The sequence below is a fragment of the Prevotella pallens ATCC 700821 genome, assembly GCF_000220255.1.
Taxonomy (GTDB): Bacteria; Bacteroidota; Bacteroidia; order Bacteroidales; family Bacteroidaceae; genus Prevotella; species Prevotella pallens.
In genome coordinates this window covers 1,113,012-1,139,260 of record NZ_GL982513.1, presented here as the reverse complement: position 1 = coordinate 1,139,260, position 26,249 = coordinate 1,113,012, and the positions used below count along the sequence as shown (strand labels likewise).

Here is a 26,249-nt window from a genome sequence, read left to right as displayed (position 1 = left end):
AATAATATCTAAAAACTACAAACAATATGAGAAAAAATAATAAATATTGTGCATTCTCTCACCATAACTAGTTAGTATTGTTTTAAACACGTGGGTGCAATTTACATAATTTGGTGCGAACGGGCACGATGAATCGGTCCCCTACGCCTACGGAATGTGCGCTGCTATTGTTTATGTACAACCAATGTGTATCCTCGTACGCCCATTATGATATGTGGTTGCATTTATACAATTCGGCATGAAACGGGCGCGATGAATCGGCCCCTACGCCTACGGAATGTATGCTGCAATTGTTTATGTACAATCAATGTTTACACCACGAACACGTAATATTTACCCACGTGCACCCACTGTAGGGAGCCGATTTATCGTGCCCGCATATCACGGAACACACGCTGTGGATTGTCCACGCACACCAATGTTTATTTGCGAATGCCCTATATACTAAAGTGTGGCTCTCATGCAATTTGCACTAATAAGATGTGGTGGTATTATGTTTCTTGAATGTGGCAGCAAAGTTTACTTTCAGCACATTGCTTTCGCGCAAACTCTGCTTAATATTGTTTATCATTCCCATTGGTGTGTTCTTGTCGGCACGCACGCTGGCACTCATTTGCTTTCTATCGACTGCCGACATAGTTTGTCGTTCTTTTGCAAGATAGCCTTTTATATCCTTCAAATCAACAATCTTGTCGTTCAGCTGCACACACATACTATCGCCTATAGCATTGCCAGTAGCATTGGTGGGTATACCTATATATATATAAGATATGGCAGACTTCTTTACCAGCTTTGTTAGCTCAGTTCCCTGCGGTACCTGATATTTCACTTTGACGGTGGTTTTACGCATGTGGGTAACAAGCATAAAGAAGAACAAGATGGTGAAAATAAGGTCGGGCAACGAAGCTGTGTTCAGTTCTGGAATATCGTGTTTACGACGTCGATAGATGCTCATTGGTTGCCTCCTTTCTGTGTTTTTGCATTCTCTGTAGTATAAACCTCTGATATGCGTTGCGGTATTTCGTCGGCAATCTGTTCCTGCTGTTCGGCAGAACAAAGTTGATAGAGTTTGCCATACAGCTGTTCGGCTCGCTTATTGCGCAAATCGTTATAGGCTGCAACTATTTCGTTCTGAAGTGAGAAGTAAGTATTATACGAAGCATGTGAATCTGCCTGAAGCTGAATAATGTGCTCTTTACCCTTAGGTGCAACAAAGTTGGCTACAGTTTTCCTTACAGTAGCCAATGCAATAGGCTTATTGTTTAGCAGCAACTTGTTGTTATCAAGTATCTGAAAGCGCAACACCAGTCGTTCGTCTACCATAGATTGGGTTTCTTTCTGTTGCTTCTCTATCGGTGGAAGCGTGCGTTCCAATCCCTCGTCTACCTCCATTGATGTAGTAACCAAGAATAGTATGAGCAACATAAACGATATGTCGGCTGTAGAAGAGGTGTTTAAGCCTGGAACTTTTCGTTTAGCACGTTTAAACATTGGCGTTTTTATTTTTCTTTCTATAATAACGTGTCGCACCAAAAGCTGTTACAGCTATTGCAACAAGAAGCAACACTATTGATGATGTAACAAACATATCGGAAACCTTCAACCAGAATGTATCGGTATAGTTTGCACCATTTATAAGCATAGGACGAGAAGAACCGAAGACAAACGACAACACAAGGCACAAAAGTGTTGTGCCAAACACGGCTATGGATATTTTGTAAGTAGGAATACCATTCACCACACGCTGCTTAACAGACATTGTTCGTGCAGTACGAATTAACGACACGACCATTGTGAGAACTGCCAACCCGAAGAGAATCCACATAAATATAAGAAGCACATCAGTAAACAATGGAGCATTGAAAGAAGGGTCGCCAGCAAATGGAGTATAGAAGCCTACCGAGAAGAACAGCACGAACACAAGTGCAATAACGCCTATTAAGACGTACAGAATGCGTTGCGATATTCGTTCTTCTGCCCATTTAGAAAGTTTATTTCTCACGTTCATAGTCTATCGTTTCAGTTTATACACAACAATGGCATCTAACAACGATATGGCAGACTCTTCCATCTGAGCCGTAAGGTGTTCTATCTTAGAAAGTATGTAGTTGTAGAATATCTGTAGAACCAAAGCTACAATAATACCAAAGATGGTGGTTATAAGTGCCACTTTCATTCCCGAAGCTACAATGGTAGGACTAATATCGCCTGCAATTTGTATTTGGTCGAAAGCCATTACCATTCCAATTACCGTACCAAGGAAACCTAACGATGGTGCCATTGCTATAAAGAGTGTTACCCACGAACAACCTTTCTCTAAATTAGCACTCTGCACACTGCCGTATGAAGCTACGCTACGTTCTATATCCTCGATAGAACTATCTATACGCAACAAACCTTGATAGCAGATAGAAGCTACGGGACCACGCGTGTTTCGGCTAAGTTCTTTTGCTTGTTCTATATCGTTAGCAACAATCAGGTCGGTTAGTTTCCCCATAAAACGCTTGGCATCAATCTCCGAAAGACTTAGATAGATAATGCGCTCTATGCAAAAAGCTAAACCTAAAACCAAAGCCAAAGCCACAAGCGACATAAAGCCTGCATTACCATCAATAAACTTTTGCTTAAGCATTTGGTGAAACCCCATATTGTCTGCAGATGGCTTTTGTGTTTCAGTAGCCCCTGCATCTGCTTCAAGTTCATCGAGTGCATCGCTATTCTGTGCATCTTTGCTTACTGTGGCTGCTACATTTGTTTGCTGTTGAGTGGTGGTTTTGTTTTGTGCAACGCTACCCAACGGACAAGCTAACAGGGTGGTTGCGAAGATTGCAAAACAAGCAATTACTTTTTTCATATTGTTATTTGTTTCTAATGTTCTATACTATTAAATGTTGAATGAGCCTAATTGGTACATTTTCTCATAATATTTAACCTACACTATGACTCTTATTATATTGGCGAGCCAAAAATACTAATTTTATGAATAATCACCAAACTATAGGCAGAATATATTTCAGAATGACGTATTAGCCGAACAAATGCGTTGAAAAACTTAGTACATTTATTGTTGTCTATTTTTATGATAAGCTAACATTCCGTGAATAGGCGACTGTTCTACCTTATTTACCACAAAGCCGTATTTTGCTGCTGCTACTTCGAATGCATTGCGAAAATAGTAGGCTATGCTACCTATAGCCGACACTTCTTTAACACCGTAACGAGCATACTTGCACACATTGTGCTTAAAAAAGCTGTCGAAATTATGCTGCACCAAGCTTGCTAATTCTGGCAAATCTAAATGTTTATAGACGAACTTTGAGGTAGAAGCGAGAAACCTATTGGCTAAAGGCTTACGATAAACCTTTTCTATTATTTCTGCATAGGTAATATTCTCTTCATTAAGATATAATTCCCGAATATGTGTAGGCAGGTCGCCTTTAAATATACCGTTTATAAAAAGCTTTCCTAATGCTGCTCCGCTACCCTCATCGCCTAAGATGTAACCTAATGGCGGAACATTCTCTACCATTTTTTCGCCATCGTAGAAACAGCTGTTCGACCCTGTTCCCAATATACAAGCTATGCCTGGCTTACTGCCACACAACGCCCGAGCAGCACCAAGCAAATCGCCAGCCACCTCAATGTTGGCTTCTGCAAAGATACCAGACAAGCAACCTTGCATTTTGGGCAATACGCTTTCGGTACAACCCGCACCATAGAATGCAACATACTTAATTAGGTTTGCAGCCTCAACATTATCTAAAATAGATGCTAATAGAGGTAATACCTCGTTTCTCAATATAAGTTCTATTTCGATATCCGATTGATGAAAAGGATTTATTCCCTGCGTTGAAACCACTCTACTGTTACCATTGTTACCAGTATATACAATCCAATCCGTTTTTGTGCTACCGCTATCTGCTATCAATATCATACGTTTCGTTTTGGTTGCAAAAGTACAAAAAACTTCACTATTAAGCACTCCTACAGTATTATAAAGTCTTAATTAATATCTACTGAAGCTATGCTTTTTTGAGCAAGAATATAAACTGTTATATAGGAAACAAACAAGAATATTATAAGTATTGCCTCTGTTTAGATAGCAAGCAAAGAGAACATCTCAAATGTTTAGAGAAATTGGTTAAATATAGTAACGCTTGTTTTAGATATCTATCACGATCGTTACAGATATCTATCGCATTCGTCTCAGATATCTGTAAGTTGCAAATTAGATATCACAAAAAACAACACGCTTTATGAGGCTGTATAACAATACCTAAAACATATTTTCGTTAGTATACACTAATAAGTTAGGCAGATGGTTTGCATATTCACCTTATTATATATACCTTTGCATCAGTAAATGGCTTAACAAGCCCTCTTTCCATACATTCTTTACATTACATATTGCGTCTTAAATGAGTAATAAAAATATTTACATTGCAGGACCGTGCGTCATAGAGAGCCAAGAACTCTTAAACACCGTAGCCGAGGAACTAGTACGCCTGAACAAAAAATATGGTATCGACATAATATTCAAAGCCAGTTTCGATAAGGCAAATCGCACCAGCCTAAAATCTTTCCGCGGTCCAGGTATAACGAAAGGACTTGCAATGTTGCAAGAAATAAAAAATAAATACGGTTTACGACTACTCACCGACATCCATGAAAGCAATCAAGCAGAAGCTGTTGGCAAAGTAGTAGACGTCATTCAGATACCTGCTTTTTTATGTAGACAAACCGACTTACTTGTTGCAGCCGCTAAAACAGGAAAAATTGTGAATATTAAGAAAGCACAATTCCTAAGCGGAAGAGATATGAAATATCCAGTAGAGAAATGCGTAGACAGCGGAGCAAAAGAAGTATGGCTTACAGAACGTGGCAATAGCTTTGGCTACAACAATTTGGTTGTAGACTTTCGGAATATTCCAGATATGCAAGAATTTAGCGAAACAGTTATTATGGACTGTACACACAGCGTTCAACGTCCAAGTGCAGGCAACGGAAAAACTGTGGGCGATCGTAAATTTGTGCCTTCAATGGCATTAGCAGCCAAAGCTTTTGGAGCAAATGGATACTTCTTCGAAGTGCACCCCACCCCAGACCAAGGACTAAGCGATGCTGCAAATATGTTGGAATTAACGAAATTAGATAACCTAATCGGACAACTACAATAAAGCAAGGAAAGAATAATCAAGATGAAAAACGTTAGAGATTACGCTATACAGTGCATAAAGGACGAGGCAAATGCAACCCTCGCACTGATAAAACAATTAGATGAAAACTTTGACAAAGCAGTAGATTTAATGTATCATTGCAAAGGAAAAGTGATTGTTACAGGAGTAGGGAAAAGCGGAAATATTGGTGCTAAAATAGCAGCAACATTATCATCTACAGGAACTCCCGCTTTCTTTGCAAATCCATTAGACGTTTTCCATGGTGATTTAGGATCTATGACAAAGGACGATGTTGTTTTAGCACTATCTAATTCAGGTCAGACCGACGAACTTCTACGCTTCATTCCAATGGTATTGCACATGAATATTCCTATTATTGGTATGAGCGCTAACCCAAATTCATTATTGGCAAAATATGCAACGACACACATAAAGGTATGGGTCGAGAAGGAGGCATGCCCACTAAATCTTGCTCCGACAAGCTCCACTACAGCCGCTTTGGTTATGGGCGATGCGCTTGCAATTGCCCTAATGGAAGTCAGAAAATTTCGTCCGAAAGATTTTGCACAGTTCCACCCAGGCGGAGAATTAGGCAAACGCTTGCTTACAACAGCTCAAGACGTTATGCGTTCAGAGGATTTACCCATCATTCCAAAAGAAATGCACTTAGGAGAAGCCATCATTCACGTTAGCAACGGTAAGTTAGGCTTAGGCGTTTCTGTGGAGAATAATAAGGTTATCGGACTAATTACCGATGGCGATATACGTCGTGCGATGGAGAAATGGCAAGCAAAATTCTTTGATCAAACAGTAGAAGACATAATGACAAGAACACCAAAGATGGTTCTCCCGAATACAAAAATAACCGAAATACAAAGCATTATGCACAAATATAAAATACACACAGTATTGGTTTGCAATAAGGAACGAAAACTATTAGGTGTTGTTGATCATTACAGTTGTATGCTTTAACTATCGTAGTAGTTAAACAAAGAAGAACACAATACATTGTAATAAATATAACTGATAAGAGAAAATACAATAACGAATACGTGAAGAAAATAGAGAGAACCCCACTTCTAGTTACTATCTTACTATTATGGTTTACTTTTGTCGAACAACCCATAATAGCAGTTTCTACTATACAGACACAACCTTCTCAAAGAATAAGTTCCGACTCTTCAATAGTCCAACAACTTAAAACGAAAGGAATACAATTCAGTAACAACAATTCAGTAACACTGTTGACAACTGGACAAGAGAAGTTCGACGACCTATTTAAAGCCATAGATCAGGCACGTTCAAGCATACATTTAGAGTATTTCAACTTCAGAAACGACTCTATAAATAAAGAACTTATTAACCATTTAGCAAGAAAAGCAAAAGAAGGAGTAGAAGTTAGAGCTATATTCGATGGATTTGGTAATGCCAGTAATAACCGACCAATGCGTAAAAAGCATTTAAGAGAAATCAGGGAAAAAGGCATTGAGATATATGAATTCAAACCAATAGCCTTTCCATGGATACACGATATATTTAACAGAGATCATCGCAAGATTGCTGTTATTGATGGAAAAATTGGTTATACAGGTGGAATGAATGTAGCTGACTATTATATAAAAGGTACAAAAGTAGTTGGAGAATGGCACGATATGCACTGTAGAATAGAAGGAGATGCCGTAAACACATTGCAGAAGATATTTCTACAAATGTGGCAAAAAGTGTCTGGTCAGAATATTCATGGAGCCAAGTATTATCGTGGAATAAGCAACGCAGAATATATAAAAGGTTTAAAAGCAGACACTTGTAAATCGGCAGGCCATCAAATGGTAGGCATACTCAACCGTGAGCCACACATAACGAAAGATATAATTCGTTTCTTTTACGAAAAAGCAATCAACGATGCAAAAGACAGCATAAAAATTATTAATCCGTATTTTACACTCAGTCCGAAGTTAAGAGCAGCTTTAAAGAATGCTGCTAAACGTGGAGTAAAAGTAGAAATAATGCTAAGTGTCAAAAGCGATATACCACTAACACCTGATTGTGGCTACTACAACGCACATAAACTTATGAAAGATGGTTGTACCATTTGGCTGTTCGAACCGGGATTTCATCATACAAAAATTATACTCGTAGACGGGAAGTTCTGTACAATAGGTTCGGCAAATCTAAATGCTAGAAGTTTAAGATGGGATAGAGAGGTTAATGCTGTAATCGTAGATAAAGAAGTTACAAAAGAATTAGATACTATTTTTGAAAGTCAAAAGAAGAGGTGCTTTAAACTAACAGAAAAGAAATGGAATGAATGGAGAACTCCTTGGCAAAAGCTAAAAGGGAAGTTAGGCTTTCTACTATCACCATTCTTATAGTCTTGAGAGCCTAAATTTTATTTATATCTACATATCCATGCATAACAGCATAGATTGTTAATGCAGAAACACTCTTCATACCAAGTTTCTCCATAATATTTTTTCGATGTGTAATAACTGTGGTCAAACTAATATTGAGTTTGAGTGCTATCTCCTTATTAATATACCCTTGCACTACCAAAGAAAGAACTTCTATCTCTCTATTACTTAATATCTTGTTCTTTAAAGCTTGTGGTAATTCTGGTAAGTTCTTACCTCCAGCATGTCCATATTGCTCCACCATAAGCAGATTACGCACTAGCTCTTCTTCATCTACACTTACACATATACAGTGAAAACCAGACAACTGAGAATTAGAGTCTTTTGAAACAGTTAATAGAATTGTTTTCTGCTTACGCTCAGTAAAGAATATTCTGTTCTCCAAGACAATAGTTTGTGCAACAAAATAATGAAAGAACGAATCTGGATTAGCTGTATAGAAATCATCAAAAGAAGAAAAAGTTTCTACTTCCATTATAGGAAGTACGTTTTGTAGAATATTCTTCAATCCTAATACAGCTAGTGTGTTAGGATCAATAACAGCAATACGTGGACGTCCACCCATCATTCTTTTCATATCCATAAGAGAACTGTTTTATTTTAAATTATGGCGAGTTAATGTTACTTGTGATATAAAAACAACATTTACTACAGATTTACAGTACCTATATCTACCAAATTATTTACAATGGCATATATAGTGAGACCTGCTGGAGAATGTATCTGCAATTTACGCGCAATATTCCTACGATGCGTAATCACAGTATTTGTTGAAATACACAAATGATTGGCTATCTCTTTGTTTGTCATTCCTTGAACTACACAAATAATCACATCTTTCTCACGATCGCTTAGGGTTTCGCCCATATCTGGTTGTTTGCTAAGCATACTAGATATTTTCACAGAAACATCATTCTGTTTACTCTTCATCTCCAGATGACGAATAGCAGGTATAAATATTTCATCTTCAACATTTGCATGTTGGTCGAGCCAATCCTCACAACGGTAGATATCATATAATGTTGCTGTAAGCTGACTGTTACGATGTGCATCAGATGGAAGATATTTAATTATGATATTCTTAAGTTCATGCAATTTTACATCTGTTTGCTTATGATGTTTAGAGAAGGTCTCTATATCGTAATTACTATTTGTTTGACCCGCTAATAATGAATCAACATAAGGGAAAACCGTTTTTTCTTCGTATTGCATGTGATTACGAATGTCGTGCGAATACTCATCATACAATTTTAGAATAAGTCGGGCTAAATTGTCATTCTCGTCTAATGAATCCACAAGCTTCTTACGAATGAATGGTAATTGGAAGTCTAAATAATAAGTATGAAAAGCCTTCAAATATTTCACTAAAGTAGGTATTGACAATCTATCGGCATCATCATAATCTTTATAACCATTCATTGTAAAATTCACGATAGACAGAAAAGTATAGGTATCAACATTCTGACTATCGCAGACTTCACGAACTGTTTTATCTCCAAAGCCCAAATTAATACCAAAACTGCCTAAGGCTTGAAGCAGGTCGTAATTATCGCTGATAAGAGATATCATCTTATCATCAGCTTCATACATTTTATGATTCTTCATTTAGGTCGTTTTTTATTCATTATCTTTTTGTATAAGATAAACTTGCTTTTAAAAGAAACGACAGATGTTCGTTGTCTTCTTATTGCAATATCTTTGCAAAGTAAGAACATTTCTGTGAGTTACACAATAGCTAAAAGTAGGTATTTCAAAATACCAAAAATTTAGTATTGCAGCAAACAAATAATGGTTGTATCTTTGCAAACAAATGGGTGCAGGGATAATTGCAACTCCCGTACAGTAAGAAATGTAACGAGTAACAAGATACAAACTTCGTTTTCTTTACTTTCCTGCTGCGAGACAGCAATTAGGAATCTGCACTCTTTTTATTTTGCAAAAGTACTAATAATTAAACAAATAGAATAAGAAATTTAAAGAAATCAGCTATTTACCTATACGAAAAGCAATCATTGAACTCTTTTTTGTCTACTTCTTTAATATTATCACTACTTATTTCTTAATAGAAAAGAGAGTTTTTATCTCATCTTACTGGATAGCTGTATCGGTTAAAATCGTACAATCCTTTATTCTGATTAGGCAAACGGTCGTATTCTACACTTATAGATAGTGAGTTTTGTTTATGTTTACCCCATTGGTAAGAAACGCCACCACCTATTCTATCCATAAACTTATACATAGGCATTCCATAAGCACTACTCATATAAGGGAGGAATCCACTACCCCAATACATAGGCGAGAGTTCCATTGCGTATCCATCAATAGCATAATTTCCAATTGCCCATGGAGCGAAGTTGCCAGAATTAAATGCTTTCTGAACAAAGAAATATGCACTCCAATGATCATTAAACCGATAATTAAACAACGCATTAACACCTGCTGTTGTATAATTAGAGCCACTATAGGTTACATTATTTATATAACCACCTATAGCCAATGTTGCCTTTGGCGATAAATCGGTTACATACATTAACGACACATCTTGTGTAAATCCTGCACTATGAGAATATCCACGTCCTAAGTTTGCAAATACAGATGCACTAAGATTTACATTCAAGCCTTTGTGCAAACGCCATAAATCAAATCCTTCACCATAATTCCAATAAGGATAGTAAACATCATTATTGTTTATAGTTCCACTATATTCATCGAAAGATTGTAGGTTTTGGGGCGTCTGGTGCTGATTGCGTTCTTCTGCTAACTGACGTGCGTATTCTTTCTCTTCCTCTGTTGCTTTCCTGGCTCCTTGCAAATGTGGAGATACTATAGGTGCAACAACTATCGTATCTATATTACTTTTAGAAATATCTTGTGCATATATTTCTAAACCAATGAATAATGCTATCGTTATGACAAATATCTTCTTCATACGTTGCAAAATTACTTTTTTGGCATTTAATTACCAAGAAAATTAAAAGTATTTAATCTTTTCTACCTATCTATTTAACAATATGTTCTCTTCTCATTATCAATGGAGGGTCTGTAGAAAAAGCAAATACGGTTGTAGAATGGAACTCTTTTTCTGGCGATATTGCCGTATTTATTTCTTTTTTATTGCCATCATAACCTTCACGAATGGGTTGAAACGAGATGCCTGTACTTAATTTCCCATAAGAGTTTATGTGTAAAGATGGTTCACATATATGAACTGTCATAACTCTCCCACTCTGTTCGTCAAAAAGAATTGCAGCTGGATTTTGTGTTTTAGATGGATGTCGTAATTGAAATGTGTGGTTATAGCCATTCTGGAAATTATTTATGCGCTCTCCCAACTCACGTGGCTGATTGAAGTCTAATGAGGTATAACGCATTTTCTTTTGCTTATGGACTAATTTCTGGTTCGCATTCAAAGCATTCGTTTTATATGAATCTATCCACAAATATTGCTTTAAGATAGAACGATTAGTATCGCCAGACAAATTGAAAACAATACCATTAGTAACTTGACAGTGTGTTGAAATAGTAGAACTTACATTATAATCAATATCAAGAGCATTCTGGTCGGATAGCGTATAGGTTACAGATACTCTTAATTTGCCTTTATGTTCACCATTAATAATATCGGTAATACAACAAAATGTTGCTGTCTGACTTTCAACATTTACTACCTCCCATACTTTATCTGCTGATACAAGGGGAGCATTTTCAGCATTATTTATGAGTGTAGCGCCAAGTGTTATGTCGTCTTTATAGTTAGATATGTGTGCATAGCCTTTTATCACTGGTTCCAATCTACCATTCCAATTACGTACTTCGAGTTTCATAACACGTGCACCATAGTTGCTTACTACGGCATTCATACCAGTGTTATTTCGTAATTCAAAAGTCTTTACTTCTTGGGCTAACAGCGCAAGAAAGAAAAAACAAGCTAGTAGTGTAGAAATTAGACGTTTCATATTTCTTAATTTTAGGTGTATCTACTTACATAGTTCTATCTTATACGATTGTTGCAAAAGTAGTCTTTTTTTTCGAAAGAGAGATTATTTAGAAGAGAATTCTTTTATTTCACCTTATTTTATATTCATTCAAGTTTAATTGCCTGAATTATCTCGCATCATTCTTTAAGCTATTTTTGTTAGCATCAATATCCAAAACGTTTTACTATTAAATATAGGTGTTGTAGAGGAGAATGAATAATTGATTATGCCTACGCTTTAAAAGTGCATTTTATTGATAATAGAAAATCTTTGCAAGTATCCTATGTCGTGCTATTGATGTCAGCAACACATTAAAGAAAGCCTGTGGATACCTTAATTATTGGCTCACATTTAACAAAACATCTCCGCCCATCTTATTTCTCTCCGTCTTTACATATTTTGTGGTACGCCAACCTTGTAATCTGCAGCTATAAATTGTGTATAGAAGAAGTTGATAATACGAGTTTACAATAATTCTCTCATAACATACCATCGTTTCTTATATATATGCGCAGCTTTTTATATATGTAATGAACATTGTTTCTAACGCCAAACAGCGTTTTACTTACACGTAAGTAAAGTTTTACTTACATGTAAATAAAGTTTTACTTACACGTAAATAATACTGTATAATCAGTATATCGTTGATACAAAGTACATCAGAGAATGTTCCCAATGCATTGTGTTCGCCAGATAATTAATAAGACAACAAAGAATAAAACATAATGGGCTGCAAGCTGGAAACGAAAAAACCTTTCTTTCGTCCTTCATTCTCTACACCTTAAAGAACACTTAAACCCAAATTGGTAATTAGATTCTAAACATATTTTGTTTTATTATAGAGCAGCCTGAAAAATGACCTATACGCCTCAAAGGAATATATCATTTTCTATAATAAAACGCTATTTTCAATCAATCATTGATGTAAAACTGCATTTTTTGAATAGTTTAAGCCTAAATATTTTGTAGATTCCAACCTTATTCTTAATTTTACACCGTAAAGAAATTACGCCTAAAAAATTTAATATACAAAATAAAAATGGTACAAGAAAAACAGATCATTGAATGTGTTCCTAACATTAGTGAGGGACGTAACAAAGCTATTATTAAACAAGTAACTGACGAAATTGAACGCGTTAAAGGTGTAAAACTACTCGACGTGGATCCAGGCGAAGCTACAAACCGCACTGTAATAACTTTTGTTGGGTCTCCTGACGCAGTATTAGAAGCTGCATTTCAATGTGTAAAGAAGGCTGCTCAGCTCATCGATATGCGCCAACATCACGGTGCTCACCCACGTATGGGTGCAACCGATGTTTGCCCATTAATTCCAGTTGCAGGTATCACACTCGAAGAATGTGCAAAGTTAGCACACAAGTTGGCAGAACGAATTGCTAACGAGCTTAAAGTACCTTGCTACTGTTACGAAGCTGCTGCAAGAACTCCAGAACGCCGTAACCTCGCTATTTGCCGTAAAGGAGAATATGAAGGTTTAGCAGAAAGAATGACGGTTGAAGCTGAAGCACCCGACTTTGGAGCTCGTGCATGGGACGAAGGCGTTGCACGTACAGGCTGTACAGCTGTGGGAGCTCGCGACTTCCTTATTGCTACAAACTTCAACCTAAATACCACTTCTACTCGCCGTGCAAATGCAATTGCATTCGACGTACGCGAAAAGGGACGCCCACAACGTGAAGGTGGTTCACCTGTTGGTAAACCAATGAAAGATGAGAATGGAAAAACCATTATGATTCCAGGTACGTTGAAAGGCACAAAGGCAATTGGTTGGTTCATCGACGAATATGGCATTGCACAAGTTTCAATGAATATTACCGACATAAACGTTACTCCATTACACGTTGCATTTGATGAAGTTTGTCGTTGCGCACAAAACCGTGGTATTCGTGTAACTGGTACAGAAATAGTTGGTTTGATACCAAAACGCACATTAATAGAAGCAGGTAAATACTTCCTGAAAAAACAAAATCGTTCTACAGGTATTCCTGAAGAAGATATTTTGCAGATTGCAATTAAGTCTATGGGATTGGACGATTTGAAAGAATTTAACCCACGCGAAAAGGTTATCGAATATCTCTTGGAAGACGAGAACAAAACCGCAAAACTTATAGACCTTACAGTGAAAGGCTTCGCTGACGAAACATCACGCGAATCACCAGCTCCTGGTGGTGGCACCATCTCTGCTTATATGGGAGCCTTAGGTGCTGCATTGGGTACAATGGTTGCCAACCTATCAAGCCATAAGGCTGGTTGGGACGCCCGTTGGGAAGAATTTAGCAACTGGGCTGACAAAGGACAGAAGATTCAGGCAGAATTAATGGTACTCGTAGACGAAGATACCGAAGCTTTCAACCGCATTATGGAGGCATTTGGTCTTCCTAAAAAGACAGACGAAGAGAAAGCAGCTCGTTCTGCTGCAATCCAAGCTGCAACTTTGTTCGCAACACAAGTACCTTTGCACACAATGCAAGCATCATTCAAAGTATTTGAACTCTGCAAAGCTATGGCAGAAGAAGGCAATCCAAACAGTGTTTCAGATGCAGGTGTAGGTGTACTCGCAGCTCGTGCAGCCGTATTAGGTGCAGGTTTGAACGTTAAGATCAATGCATCGGGATTGAAAGACCGTGAAGCTGCTGATAAGCTCGTAGGCGAGGCTAATGAGCTGATTAAGAAGGCTAATGAGCTTGAAACTGAAATAATGAAGATTGTAGAAGACAAATTATAAAAGATATAATAAAATGACTAAAGAACAATTTATAGCAGATATTCGTGCTGGCATACCTGAGACACTTCCAGAGCCTCAAATATACGACACATCTATTAACCACGCTCCAAAGCGCAAGGATATTCTTACAGCAGAGGAAAAGAAGCTTGCACTTCGCAATGCATTGCGCTATTTCCCAAAGAAATTCCACGCAACTCTGGCACCAGAATTTGCTAACGAGTTAGATACATACGGACGCATCTATATGTATCGTTTCCGCCCTACATACGAAATGTACGCTCGGCCTATTGACGAATATCCACACAAATCGCAACAGGCAGCTGCTATTATGATGATGATTCAGAACAACCTCGACAAGGCTGTAGCTCAACATCCTCACGAATTGATTACATACGGTGGTAATGGTGCTGTATTCCAAAACTGGGCACAATATCGTTTAGTTATGAAATACTTAAGCGAAATGACCGACGAGCAAACACTCGTTATGTATTCTGGTCATCCACTCGGTCTTTTCCCATCACACAAGAATGCACCACGTGTAGTTGTTACCAATGGTATGGTTATTCCTAATTACTCTAAACCTGACGATTGGGAACGCGACAACGCACTAGGCGTAAGTCAGTATGGTCAGATGACAGCTGGTTCATATATGTATATTGGTCCACAGGGCATTGTTCACGGAACAACAATTACAGTATTGAATGCTGCACGCAAAGTTGGTGGCGACAATATGAAGTTGTTTGTTACAGCTGGTCTTGGCGGTATGTCAGGTGCACAGCCTAAAGCCGGTAATATTGCAGGCGTTGTTAGCGTAACAGCAGAAATCAATCCGTTGGCTGCTCGCAAACGCCATGAGCAAGGCTGGGTAGATGAATTGCATGAAAACCTCGACGAGCTTATTCCTGCAATTCGCAAGGCTGTTGAAGAAAAGCGTGTGGTTTCAATGGCATACGTAGGCAACGTGGTAGACCTTTGGGAACGTTTGGCAGAAGAAAATATCCACGTAGACCTTGGTTCTGACCAGACTTCACTCCATAACCCTTGGGCTGGAGGCTACTATCCAGTAGGTGTTTCGTTGGAAGAAAGCAAACGTATGATGGCTGAAGAACCTGAATTATTCAAGAAGAAAGTACAAGAGTCTTTGCGCCGTCAAGTTGCTGCAATCAACAAACTTACTGCCAACGGTATGTACTTCTTCGATTACGGCAACGCTTTCCTATTGGAATCAAGCCGTGCAGGCGCTGATATTATGGGCGAGAACGGTAAATTCCGTTATCCTTCATACGTTCAAGACATCATGGGACCTATGTTCTTCGACTATGGTTTCGGTCCTTTCCGTTGGGTTTGCTCATCTGGCGACCCTAAAGACTTGGAAACAACCGACCGTATCGCAACAGAAGTTCTCGAAGAAATGCGCAAGACTGCAACTCCTGACATCATCGGACAATTGGACGACAATATCCACTGGATTAAGGAAGCAGGCAAGAACAAACTTGTTGTAGGTTCTCAGGCTCGTATCCTTTACGCTGACTCGGAAGGTCGTACAAAGATTGCCTTAGCATTCAACGAAGCTATCAAACGAGGTGAAATCAGCCGCCCAGTAGTTTTGGGTCGCGACCACCACGATGTATCAGGTACCGACTCTCCATTCCGCGAAACAAGCAACATCTACGATGGTTCGCAATTCTGTGCCGATATGGCTGTTCACAACGTTATCGGCGACTCTTTCCGTGGCGCAACATGGGTTTCAATTCATAATGGTGGCGGCGTAGGCTGGGGTGAAGTTATCAACGGCGGCTTCGGTATGGTCATCGATGGTGGTGAAGATTCAGACCGCCACATTCGTCAAATGCTCCTTTGGGACGTGAACAATGGTATTTCTCGTCGCAGCTGGGCACGCAACAAGGGTTCAATCGACGCTATCAAGCGTGAAATGGAACGTACTCCAGGCTTGACCGTAACGCTTCCAAACTTTGTTGATGACGATATTATCAACGAAGCATATAAGTAAAAACAAACGTATTCACAGATAAGGCATATTCTTATCTGTGAATATTCATTTTAAAGAAACAAGTTAACTTTTAAATACAATTATGACACATAAGATAAGTGCAGAACACCTCTCTATTGAAAGAATTGGTGAAATCATTGAAAACAACATTAAACTCGAACTTTCTGATGACGCACGCAATCGTATTGTTCGTTGCCGTGAATACTTGGACAAGAAAATTGAAACATCAGATAAACCTATCTATGGCGTTACAACTGGCTTTGGTTCGTTGTGCAAAATCTCTATCGACAAGCAACAACTCTCTGACCTTCAGAAAAACCTTATGATGTCGCACGCCTGTGGTGTTGGCGACCGCGTTCCCAACGAAATCGTAAAGATTATGTTGTTGCTTAAGATTCAATCCTTAAGTTATGGTTTCTCTGGCTGCCAATTGGTAACAGTAGAGCGTTTGATTGATTTCTTCAACAACGATATTTATCCTGTTGTTTATATGCAAGGTTCACTCGGTGCATCGGGCGACCTCGTTCCATTGGCTCACCTATGCTTGCCACTCTTGGGTATCGGCAGTGTAGAAATGAACGGTGAAGTTATTTCTGGAGAGGAAATGCTGAAGAAAATGAATTGGCAGCCTATCCAGCTTGTATCAAAAGAAGGTTTGGCATTGCTCAATGGTACACAGAATATGAACTCATTTGCTGTTTGGTGCTTGCTCCAAGCACAGCGATTGAGCGATTGGGCAGACAAGATTGGTGCAATGTCGCTCGAAGCTTACGATGGTCGTATTGAACCATTCACTCATGCGGTACACGCTGTTCGTCCTCACCAAGGACAAATTGAAACAGCTGCTCGTATTCGTGAGTTGCTCGAAGGCAGCGAACTCATCAAGCAGCCAAAGGTAAACGTGCAAGACCCTTACTCTTTCCGTTGTATGCCACAGGTTCACGGTGCATCAAAAGATACAATTCGTTATGTGAAGTCTGTAATTGACATTGAAGTAAATGCAGCTACCGACAACCCTACTGTTTGTCCAGACGAAGACCTCGTTATCTCTGCGGGTAACTTCCACGGAGAACCAATTGCACAACCAATGGACTTCCTTGCCATTGCACTTTGCGAACTCAGCAACATTTCAGAGCGTCGTATCTACAAACTCGTATCTGGCACACGCGACCTTCCAAGCTTCTTGGTAGCTAAACCAGGCGTGAACAGCGGTTTCATGATTCCACAATACACTGCTGCTTCTATCGTTAGCCAGAGCAAGATGTACTGTACACCTGCTTCTGCCGACAGCATTCCTTCTTCACAAGGACAGGAAGACCATGTCAGCATGGGTGCGAACGCAGCTACAAAACTCTATCAAGTAGTGCTGAACACTGAACGTGTACTTGCTATTGAGCTTTTTAATGCAGCACAGGCACTCGAATTCCGTCGCCCATTGAAGTCTTCTCCAGCCATCGAAGCTATCTTCGAGGCTTATCGTAAGGTTGTGCCATTCGTTGAAAACGACCAGTTTATGGCACCACACATTGCTAAGTCAGTAGATTTCCTCCGCAAATGAAACTCTTAGTAACAAATATCGGCATACTGGCAGGCATCGGACACGAAGGTAAACGATGCCTGCGAGGGGCTGAAATGTCCCAACTAAACACCATTGAAAACGCTTACCTTTATGTAGAGAATGGTCGCATCGTTTCTTACGGTCCACGCATTGACACACCACAAGTAGGTCGCAGCACATTGGTTGTAGATGCTGAAGGCGGTACTGTTATGCCTTCGTTCTGCGATTCTCACACACATATTGTTTATGCTGGCAGCCGAGAAGGCGAATTTGTTGATAAAATCCGTGGCTTAAGCTATGCAGAAATTGCAAAGCGTGGTGGCGGTATCCTCAATTCTGCCGACCGTCTGCACGAACTTTCGGAAGACGAACTCTACGAACAGGCGATGAAGCGAGTAGACGAGGTTATTCGAAAAGGTACGGGTGCGATGGAAATAAAGAGTGGCTACGGTTTGAACCTTGAGGACGAATTGAAGATGTTGCGTGTTATTCGTCGCATAAAGGAAACTGCTCCTGTCAAGGTCGTTGCCAACTTCCTCGGTGCGCACGCTGTTGGTCGCGAATATGCTGGTCGTCAAGCCGAATATGTAGACCACATCATCAACGACATGTTGCCTGCCGTGGCAGAAGAAGGACTTGCCGACTTCATAGACGTGTTCTGCGACGAAGGTTTCTTCACTCCAGACGAAACACGACGCCTGCTCCAAGCGGGTGCAAAATATGGTCTTCGTGGTAAAATTCACGGCGAAGAGCTTGCTGTTTCAGGCGGTGTAGAAGTAGGTGTTGAATGCAACGCCCTCTCCGTAGACCACCTTGAAGCGATGGACGATCGTGATATTGAATTGCTGAAAGACGCTGAAACTATGCCAACCGCTTTGCCTGGAACATCGTTCTTCCTGAATATGCCATTTGCACCGGGCAGAAAGATGATTGACGCAGGACTCCCAATGGCAATTGCTTCCGACTACAACCCAGGTTCTACACCATCGGGCGATATGAAGTTTGCCGTATCATTAGCCTGCATCAAAATGCGTTTAATGCCAGCTGAAGCACTCAATGCTGCTACCATCAACTCAGCTTATGCTATGGGACTGAGCGAAGAGTACGGCTCTATCACCGTGGGTAAGGTAGCCAACTTCTACATTACCGACCCTATTCCGTCAATCGACTTTATTCCCTACGCATACACCACACCTATTATTCGCCAAGTATTCCTTAATGGCGAAGAATATGCGTTATAAACTAATAAGAATCCCACTACTCACAAATTGAGTCAGTGGGATTTTCTTTTCTCTACTTTCCTACTTAAGAAAATAGAAAAACACAGATTTATAAAGCAACCTTAATTTTCATTTTCTATCTCACAACTATATGCTTTTATATTGAGCGTTAAATGTTACAAAAGGTGAATTTACTTTCTTAAAGTGTTAATTCTTAGAGCGTAAAAGTGGGCAGGAAGGTCACTTTTTAAAATAAGTTTATTCTCTCTCTCAAAAAAGGCAACTATTTACGTGCAATATATAAAGTACAGATATTCAGAAAGTAACACGATAGTCGTATTGTTAGTGTGCAACTTATAACACATTAAGCAATCGCAAAAAGAGCAGAAAACTTACAAATTTGAACAAAAATAATAGAAGATTTAGGCAAAAGTGATTGAGCAAACTGCAAAAAGCTGGCGAACTTTTTATAAAAAGCTCGCCAGCTTTTTATAAAAAGGTATTGAGCAATCAATAAAAAGTAGTTGAGCTTTATATAAAAAGGTACTGAACAACGTAGAAATAGCTGGCGAGCTATTCTATTTATCCTCAATATCAAATGTTAACAGAATCGCGAATATTATATTTTTTTTACAATCAGAAAAGTAGACTCATACTGAACTTTCGCCCAATAATTATTCAGCTATCTTCCCACAAAATAAAACTTTCAGCATCATTATTCCATCGCTACAACTAAAATTCGTATCTTTGCAATATCCTATTTCAAGGGTAAAGACAATATTACTGCTGATAATAATCTTAGAAAAATATCTTTATAAAACCATAAACTTATGATATTGAATATTATTATAAAAAAGGTTCTTCCTATTTTAACTTTAGGCATTGGCTTTTCTTTTGCCATTATTGTTGGTTTTAGTAATGTAGATATCATTCCGTTGCACATAAACATACACGGCGAAGTGGACAACTATGGCTCCAAATGGGAACTATTTATACTCCCTGCTATCGCTTTGCTCATCTATCTGTTGACGTGGTGGTTGGAGAGAAATCCTCAACTCTACAACTTTCCAAACTCAAAGAAACACAGTCGGAAAGAGCAAGAGAAAATCGGAGTAGAACTTATCAGTTGGCTGAAAGTAATTACTGTTCTGATGCTTGTTCTAATAGAAATTTTGTTGATTGTAAAGCCCTACCTTGTACTTTGGACAACTTTATCCTTCACTGTTCTGTTGCTTTATGTCTGCATTAAATACACATTGAAAGTGCTGTAAACAGGTTGATATGTCGAAAAAAATATGTAAGTTTGCATATTATAAATAACGAACAACTTAAAGACGATGGTTAGTTCCTTCGTTAAACATAAATAAAAATAAAACACGTATGAACTTTTTTCAGAAGCTGTTTGGTGGCAAAGAAGAAACCAAAGAAGAAATAAAAGTACAAAACGAAGCAAAAAATTTCGATGTATTGAAATACGATGGCGTTAGAGCCATGAAAACTGGTGAAGTAGAATATGCAATAAGATGTTTCAAACATGCACTGGAGATAAAAGACGACTTGGAAATTCACGACCACCTTTCCATCGTCTATACTTCAAAAGGTATGTTCTCGGAGGCTTACGAAGAACTGCAAATACTAAGCACGGCACAACCCGACAATGTCCAAATATTTATTCGCATGGCAAACATAGCCTTTATGATGGAAAACTATGGCGCAATGGCTACAGCGTGTGAAAAAGCAATTCTCTTAGACTCGGAAAATGCAACAGCTCACTACCTATATGCCGAAGCATGCAAAGGACAAGGCGACGACGTAAACACAATTGCGATGGCAACAAAAGCCATCTCTATAGATAACAAGCAAGGCAACGCATATTTGCTACGCGGAGAAACCTATCTACGCACTCAGCAGCTAAGCGAAGCTGAAGCAGATGCTGATTGGTTGTTGGAACACACAGAAGATAACGAAGATGTACTACTATTAAAAGCGAGAATCGAACGAGCAGCCACTCGCAACAATGAGGCAATAGAGTATTTCACAAAAGCCATTGATGCCAACCCATTTTCATACACTGCATTTAAAGAACGCAGCGAAATGTATTCTTTAGTAGGAAACGAGGCGAAAGCAAAAGAAGATGCCGAAAGAGCAGAAGAGCTGATGCCAACAGATGGTAAAGAAAATGTAGAAGAAAATATTGTGAAACAACTCAATGACAAGTATAAACAAATGAATCCGTATGGTTTTTAGTTCAAAAATATAACGGACAACATATTATTATAATGGAATTAGAACTACAACCGTTAGAACTTCCACATAAAGAAAACCAACCCATCATAATAGCAGGCCCCTGCTCTGCAGAAACCGAAGAGCAGGTAATGGATACTGCTCAACAACTTTCAACTAATGGCTGCAAGATATTCCGAGCAGGTGTTTGGAAACCACGCACCAAACCTGGGTGCTTTGAAGGCAACGGCGAAAAAGCTCTGCCTTGGCTAAAACGAGTGAAAGACGAAACAGGTATGCTTATCGCCACCGAAGTGGCAACACCAGAACACGTGGAGTTGGCTCTGAAATACGATATGGACATACTGTGGATTGGTGCACGAACCACAACCAATCCGTTTGCCATACAAGCCTTATCCGACCTACTATGCGGTGTAAAGAACATTCCAGTCTTGGTGAAAAACCCTGTAAATCCTGACCTTGAACTATGGATTGGTGCACTGCAACGTTTGAATCAGGCAGGTATAAAACGATTGGGCGTTATTCATCGTGGCTTTTCGAGTTACGAAAAGAAAATATACCGCAACTTACCAATGTGGCAACTTCCCATCGAGTTGCATCGCCGCATACCCGACTTGCCAATTATTTGCGACCCCAGCCACATCGGTGGACGGCGCGACCTTATTGCACCACTTTGCCAACAAGGACTTGATTTAGGTGCCGACGGACTTATAATAGAAACCCACTGTAACCCTAACAAAGCTTGGAGCGATGCTGAACAACAAGTAACGCCCGAGCAATTAGACCTTATTCTTTCGCAACTTATCGTGCGCAACAAGCACACCACAAGCGAAGAACTGCATCAACTACGCTCACAGATAGACGAAATGGACAGTTCGTTGATAAACTTACTTGCCGAACGCTTTAAGCTTTGTCGCGAGATTGGCAAATTTAAGAAGGAGCACAATATGACGGTTTTACAATCGGAACGCTACAACGAAATGTTGGAAAAGTGTGCACAACAAGCAAAAGTTTGTGGAATAGATGCTAAATTTGCTGCTCGCATTCTCGAAATCATACACGAAGAAAGCGTGCGGCAACAGCTCACTATTCTCAACTAATAACTTACTAACCAACCATGAAACACATATATTTGCTTTTCCTTAGCCTTCTTCCTTGCACAATAATGGCGCAAGAACGTTTACGTATAGTAGAATGGAACGTAGAAAACTTATTTGACACGGAACACGATTCTGAGAAAAACGATTTGGAGTTTACACCCAACTCACCACGCCATTGGACACGCACAAAATATTGGGAGAAGCTGAACAAAGTGGGACAAGGCATTATTTCCTGTGGTGAGGATTCTGCAAGGACTTATCTGCCCGACTTAATAGGATTGTGCGAAGTGGAGAACGACAGCACAATGATTTACCTTACTGAACGTTCTCTACTACGAAAAGCACATTACCAATACATTATGACAGCCTCGAACGATAGGCGTGGCATAGATGTCGCCCTACTCTACTCACCTTTCACCTTCCGAATAATAAAGGCCGACACCATTCGTATCCCACCATTAAAAGATATGAAACCTACTCGCGACATACTGCACGTAATGGGTGAATTGATTAATGGCGATACACTTCACGTAATTCTCGTACACGCACCAAGTCGTTCAGGCGGTATTGTCTTCTCTGAACCATTTAGAATACACGTTGCCGCGCAGCTTTGCAATACTATTGATTCGATTAAGGCAACTGAAAAGAATGCTAAAATTGTAGCAATGGGCGACTTCAACGATTATGCCGACGACAAATCACTGCAGAATATCTATGAACATGGAATGATAAATATTTCTCGAAATGCAAAAGGAAGAAATGGAGCCAAAGGAACTTATCGCTATCAAGGAGAATGGGGAAGCTTGGACCAAATACTTGTAAGCACTAACTTAGTAGCCAAAGTAAAGCAATGCAGAATAAATGATGCTCCTTTTCTACTTGAAGAAGATAAAAAATATGGAGGAGTAAAGCCGCACCGTTTCTATAATGGAATGCGCTACAATGGTGGTTTTAGCGACCATCTTCCATTGGTTCTCGACCTATTATTCTAATTATATATAGTTCTTCAGATACCTAATAATACTTAAATCGAAACATTGTAAACAAAGAACTTCATAAATCATCTGTCGAATAAATATTTCTTATACATTATAATACAAAGAAGCCCTGCCAAGATTCCCAGTGGAATTATGGCAGGGCTTTTAGTATTATTTATCGTTCCCTTTTAGTTGTGGAATACCAAACCTTCCCCAAAATCATCTATGATGACAGGCTTTTCTCTACTTACGGTTTCTGCAAGTATAGCCTTACTGAGGTCGTTCAGCACATAGCGTTGTATTGCTCTCTTAACAGGACGAGCACCAAACTCAGGGTCGTAACCCACTTTGGTAAGATATTCTACTGCGCTATCGGTCCATTTCAATGTAAATCCCTGCGGTGCGAGCATTGCTTCTACACGCTTAAGTTGTAAGGTTACTATTTGCGCTATCTCGCTTTGCGTGAGTGGGAGGAACATTATAGTCTCATCAATACGGTTCAGGAACTCTGGACGAATAGTCTGTTTCAACATATCCATCACAGTGTTGCGTGCATTGTCTATCACCTCCTGACGGTTATTATCCGTAAGTTTGGCAAATTCTTGTTGGATATATTGCGACCCAAGGTTAGATGTCATAATGATGATGGTATTCTTAAAGTTTACCATACGTCCTTTGTTATCAGTTAGTCGCCCATCGTCAAGCACTTGCAGCAGAATGTTGAACACATCTGGGTGTGCCTTTTCAATCTCATCGAATAACACCACTGAATAGGGTTTGCGCCGAACAGCTTCGGTAAGTTGTCCACCTTCATCGTAACCTACATACCCCGGAGGAGCTCCAATTAGGCGCGATACGCTGAACTTTTCCTGATACTCGCTCATATCTATACGCGTCATCATCGTCTCGTCATTGAACAAGTATTCTGCTAATGCCTTTGCCAATTCGGTTTTACCAGTACCTGTTGTACCAAGGAAGATGAAAGATGCAATAGGCTTCTTTGGGTCTTGCAAGCCTGCACGAGAACGTCTGACAGCATTAGCAACGGCGCTGATAGCCTCGTCTTGTCCGATGACACGCTTGTGCAATTCTTCCTCGAGGTGAAGCAGCTTGTCGCGTTCGCTTTGCAGCATTCTTGTAACGGGAATACCCGTCCATCGGCTTACCACCTCTGCAATATCTTCGGCAGTAACCTCTTCCCGAATCATCGCTTCACCGCCTTGCGTTGTCTGCAACTGTTTCTGAATATTTTTAATATCGTCTTCTAACGTTTTGAGACGTGAATAACGAATTTCAGCCACACGTTCGTAGTTGCCCTCACGCTCTGCCCTATCGGCTTCGAACTTCAAATGCTCAATCTCTTCCTTATCTTGTTGAATCTTGTTCACCAAGTTTTTCTCGCCTTCCCACTTAGCCTTGAAACTCGTTTCTTGATCTTTCAGTTCGGCAATTTCCTTGTCCAACTGTGCAATCTTGTCGGTATCGTTTTCGCGCTTGATGGCTTCGCGTTCTATCTCCAGCTGTTTGAGCCGGCGCGTAATCTCGTCTAACTCTTCAGGAACCGAATCGCGCTCCATGCGAAGCTTTGCTGCAGCTTCGTCCATCAGGTCTATAGCCTTATCTGGTAGGAATCTGTCAGAGATGTAACGTTCAGAAAGCTTAACGGCAGCAATGCAGGCATCGTCCTGAATACGCACTTTATGGTGGTTCTCGTAGCGTTCTTTCAATCCACGAAGTATTGAGATAGCATCTATTTCGCTCGGTTCGTCTACCATTACTGTTTGAAAACGACGTTCGAGAGCCTTATCTTTCTCGAAATACTTTTGATATTCATTGAGCGTTGTTGCACCTATAGCACGTAGTTCGCCTCGTGCAAGAGCTGGCTTCAGAATATTGGCAGCATCCATTGCTCCCTCTCCACCACCTGCTCCAACGAGCGTGTGGATTTCGTCGATGAAGAGAATGATGTTGCCTTCAGCGTTGGTTACCTCTTTGACGACACCTTTCAGTCGTTCCTCGAACTCGCCTTTGTACTTCGCACCAGCTACCAATGCACCCATATCCAATGAATAGAGTTGCTTGTCTTTCAGGTTTTCTGGCACGTCGCCACGTACAATACGTTCTGCCAAACCTTCTACTATAGCAGTCTTACCTGTACCTGGTTCGCCTATTAGTATAGGATTGTTCTTCGTTCTTCGTGAAAGAATTTGCAACACGCGGCGTATTTCTTCGTCGCGACCAATTACAGGGTCGAGCTTTCCTGACCGAGCGTATTCAACCAAATTACGTGCATACTTTGATAAAGCCTGATAGTTCTCGTCGCCACTTTGGTTTTGTACCTTCGAACCTTGCCTTAAGTCTTTTATTGCTGCTTTCATAATCTCCTCTGTACAGCCTGCATCTTTTAAAATGCGACTTGCTGAAGAGTTAACTTTTAGCAAAGCAAGCAACAAAGGCTCTATGCTAACGAACTCGTCGCCCATTTTTTGCGACTCATCCATTGTTGTTTGTATCACTTTATTTGCATCGGGAGATAGATAAGGTTCGCCTCCTGACACTTTGGGCAAATGAGAAATTTCGCTTTGCACTGCACTTTCTACTATTTGTAGATTAATGCCTGACTTGTGGAAAATGTAGTTCACTACATCTTTTCCTTTCTCCATTATACCAGCAAGTATATGCAATGGCTCAATTACTTGTTGCCCATTACGGCTCGCCAAGTTTATTGCTGCTTGGATAGCCTCTTGTGCTTTAATTGTAAATTTATCTAATGTCATAGTCTGTTTCTTTTATTTTTATGTTCTGTTTCTTATATATCAAACTCTATTCCT

At 39.7% G+C, this 26,249-nt stretch carries 21 protein-coding genes; 11 read left to right on the top strand and 10 right to left on the bottom strand.

The window, feature by feature from the left end; genetic code table 11:
- Positions 1–472 precede the first annotated feature (472 nt).
- The 5 genes from HMPREF9144_RS04325 to HMPREF9144_RS04305 all read right to left on the bottom strand — a co-directional run bounded on the left by HMPREF9144_RS04325 (position 473) and on the right by HMPREF9144_RS04305 (position 3,934).
- Positions 473–955, bottom strand: coding sequence for an ExbD/TolR family protein (locus HMPREF9144_RS04325; protein ID WP_006044665.1), 483 nt, complete (start codon positions 953–955; stop codon positions 473–475).
- Positions 952–1,491 (bottom strand): ExbD/TolR family protein, encoded by a 540-nt coding sequence (locus tag HMPREF9144_RS04320; protein WP_006044664.1) that lies wholly within the window; start codon positions 1,489–1,491, stop codon positions 952–954. Before HMPREF9144_RS04320 ends, HMPREF9144_RS04325 begins: the two co-directional genes overlap by 4 nt.
- Positions 1,484–2,008: a membrane protein gene (locus HMPREF9144_RS04315; RefSeq protein ID WP_006044663.1), complete on the bottom strand. Its 525-nt coding sequence runs from the start codon at positions 2,006–2,008 to the stop codon at positions 1,484–1,486. The genes HMPREF9144_RS04320 and HMPREF9144_RS04315 overlap by 8 nt, the downstream gene beginning before the upstream one ends.
- Positions 2,009–2,011: 3 nt before the next feature.
- Positions 2,012–2,854, bottom strand: a complete 843-nt coding sequence (locus HMPREF9144_RS04310; RefSeq protein ID WP_006044662.1) for a MotA/TolQ/ExbB proton channel family protein — start codon at positions 2,852–2,854, stop codon at positions 2,012–2,014.
- Positions 2,855–3,061: 207 nt separating this feature from the next.
- Positions 3,062–3,934: a hypothetical protein gene (locus HMPREF9144_RS04305; protein ID WP_006044661.1), complete on the bottom strand. Its 873-nt coding sequence runs from the start codon at positions 3,932–3,934 to the stop codon at positions 3,062–3,064.
- Positions 3,935–4,418: 484 nt separating this feature from the next.
- Here HMPREF9144_RS04305 and kdsA point away from each other — a divergent pair, with 484 nt between their 5' ends.
- The 3 genes from kdsA (at position 4,419) to cls (ending at position 7,549) form a co-directional block, all read left to right on the top strand.
- Positions 4,419–5,177 carry a 3-deoxy-8-phosphooctulonate synthase gene (gene kdsA / locus HMPREF9144_RS04300; protein ID WP_006044660.1) on the top strand — a complete coding sequence of 253 codons (759 nt, stop codon included), beginning with the start codon at positions 4,419–4,421 and terminating at the stop codon, positions 5,175–5,177.
- 21 nt (positions 5,178–5,198) lie between these two features.
- Entirely contained in the window at positions 5,199–6,149 is a 951-nt protein-coding gene (locus HMPREF9144_RS04295; protein ID WP_006044659.1) for a KpsF/GutQ family sugar-phosphate isomerase, read from the top strand.
- An 80-nt stretch (positions 6,150–6,229) separates the two neighbouring features.
- Entirely contained in the window at positions 6,230–7,549 is a 1,320-nt protein-coding gene (gene cls, locus HMPREF9144_RS04290) for a cardiolipin synthase (protein ID WP_040595568.1), read from the top strand.
- 10 nt (positions 7,550–7,559) lie between these two features.
- Here cls and HMPREF9144_RS04285 read toward each other — a convergent pair whose 3' ends face one another.
- The 4 genes from HMPREF9144_RS04285 to HMPREF9144_RS04270 form a co-directional block, all read right to left on the bottom strand.
- Positions 7,560–8,171 (bottom strand): helix-turn-helix transcriptional regulator, encoded by a 612-nt coding sequence (locus HMPREF9144_RS04285; protein ID WP_006044657.1) that lies wholly within the window; start codon positions 8,169–8,171, stop codon positions 7,560–7,562.
- Positions 8,172–8,236: 65 nt separating this feature from the next.
- Positions 8,237–9,193 (bottom strand): helix-turn-helix transcriptional regulator, encoded by a 957-nt coding sequence (locus HMPREF9144_RS04280; protein WP_006044656.1) that lies wholly within the window; start codon positions 9,191–9,193, stop codon positions 8,237–8,239.
- A 478-nt stretch (positions 9,194–9,671) separates the two neighbouring features.
- Positions 9,672–10,517: a hypothetical protein gene (locus HMPREF9144_RS04275; protein WP_006044654.1), complete on the bottom strand. Its 846-nt coding sequence runs from the start codon at positions 10,515–10,517 to the stop codon at positions 9,672–9,674.
- A 70-nt stretch (positions 10,518–10,587) separates the two neighbouring features.
- A complete protein-coding gene (locus tag HMPREF9144_RS04270) occupies positions 10,588–11,544 on the bottom strand; it encodes an aldose epimerase family protein (RefSeq protein WP_006044653.1) in 957 nt (318 codons plus the stop codon).
- Between the two features lie 1,060 nt (positions 11,545–12,604).
- On the opposite strand from HMPREF9144_RS04270, the gene ftcD reads away from it, so the two are divergent.
- The 8 genes from ftcD to HMPREF9144_RS04230 all read left to right on the top strand — a co-directional run bounded on the left by ftcD (position 12,605) and on the right by HMPREF9144_RS04230 (position 23,433).
- Positions 12,605–14,308 carry a glutamate formimidoyltransferase gene (gene ftcD, locus HMPREF9144_RS04265; RefSeq protein WP_006044651.1) on the top strand — a complete coding sequence of 568 codons (1,704 nt, stop codon included), beginning with the start codon at positions 12,605–12,607 and terminating at the stop codon, positions 14,306–14,308.
- Between the two features lie 13 nt (positions 14,309–14,321).
- Positions 14,322–16,319: a urocanate hydratase gene (hutU, locus tag HMPREF9144_RS04260; RefSeq protein WP_006044650.1), complete on the top strand. Its 1,998-nt coding sequence runs from the start codon at positions 14,322–14,324 to the stop codon at positions 16,317–16,319.
- An 82-nt stretch (positions 16,320–16,401) separates the two neighbouring features.
- The gene (hutH, locus tag HMPREF9144_RS04255) at positions 16,402–17,877 is read left to right on the top strand and encodes a histidine ammonia-lyase (protein WP_006044649.1); all 1,476 of its coding nucleotides are present in this window, start codon (positions 16,402–16,404) and stop codon (positions 17,875–17,877) included.
- A complete protein-coding gene (gene hutI / locus HMPREF9144_RS04250) occupies positions 17,874–19,118 on the top strand; it encodes an imidazolonepropionase (RefSeq protein WP_006044648.1) in 1,245 nt (414 codons plus the stop codon). The genes hutH and hutI overlap by 4 nt, the downstream gene beginning before the upstream one ends.
- 809 nt (positions 19,119–19,927) lie before the next feature.
- Entirely contained in the window at positions 19,928–20,368 is a 441-nt protein-coding gene (locus HMPREF9144_RS04245; RefSeq protein ID WP_006044646.1) for a DUF1648 domain-containing protein, read from the top strand.
- A gap of 109 nt (positions 20,369–20,477) precedes the next feature.
- Positions 20,478–21,344: a tetratricopeptide repeat protein gene (locus HMPREF9144_RS04240; RefSeq protein WP_006044645.1), complete on the top strand. Its 867-nt coding sequence runs from the start codon at positions 20,478–20,480 to the stop codon at positions 21,342–21,344.
- 32 nt (positions 21,345–21,376) lie between these two features.
- Complete coding sequence (locus HMPREF9144_RS04235) at positions 21,377–22,441, top strand: bifunctional 3-deoxy-7-phosphoheptulonate synthase/chorismate mutase type II (protein WP_006044644.1); 1,065 nt, start codon at positions 21,377–21,379, stop codon at positions 22,439–22,441.
- A gap of 17 nt (positions 22,442–22,458) precedes the next feature.
- Complete coding sequence (locus HMPREF9144_RS04230) at positions 22,459–23,433, top strand: endonuclease/exonuclease/phosphatase family protein (RefSeq protein ID WP_006044643.1); 975 nt, start codon at positions 22,459–22,461, stop codon at positions 23,431–23,433.
- A gap of 173 nt (positions 23,434–23,606) precedes the next feature.
- Here HMPREF9144_RS04230 and clpB read toward each other — a convergent pair whose 3' ends face one another.
- The gene (gene clpB / locus HMPREF9144_RS04225; protein WP_006044642.1) at positions 23,607–26,195 is read right to left on the bottom strand and encodes an ATP-dependent chaperone ClpB; all 2,589 of its coding nucleotides are present in this window, start codon (positions 26,193–26,195) and stop codon (positions 23,607–23,609) included.
- Between the last annotated feature and the right edge of the window lie 54 nt (positions 26,196–26,249).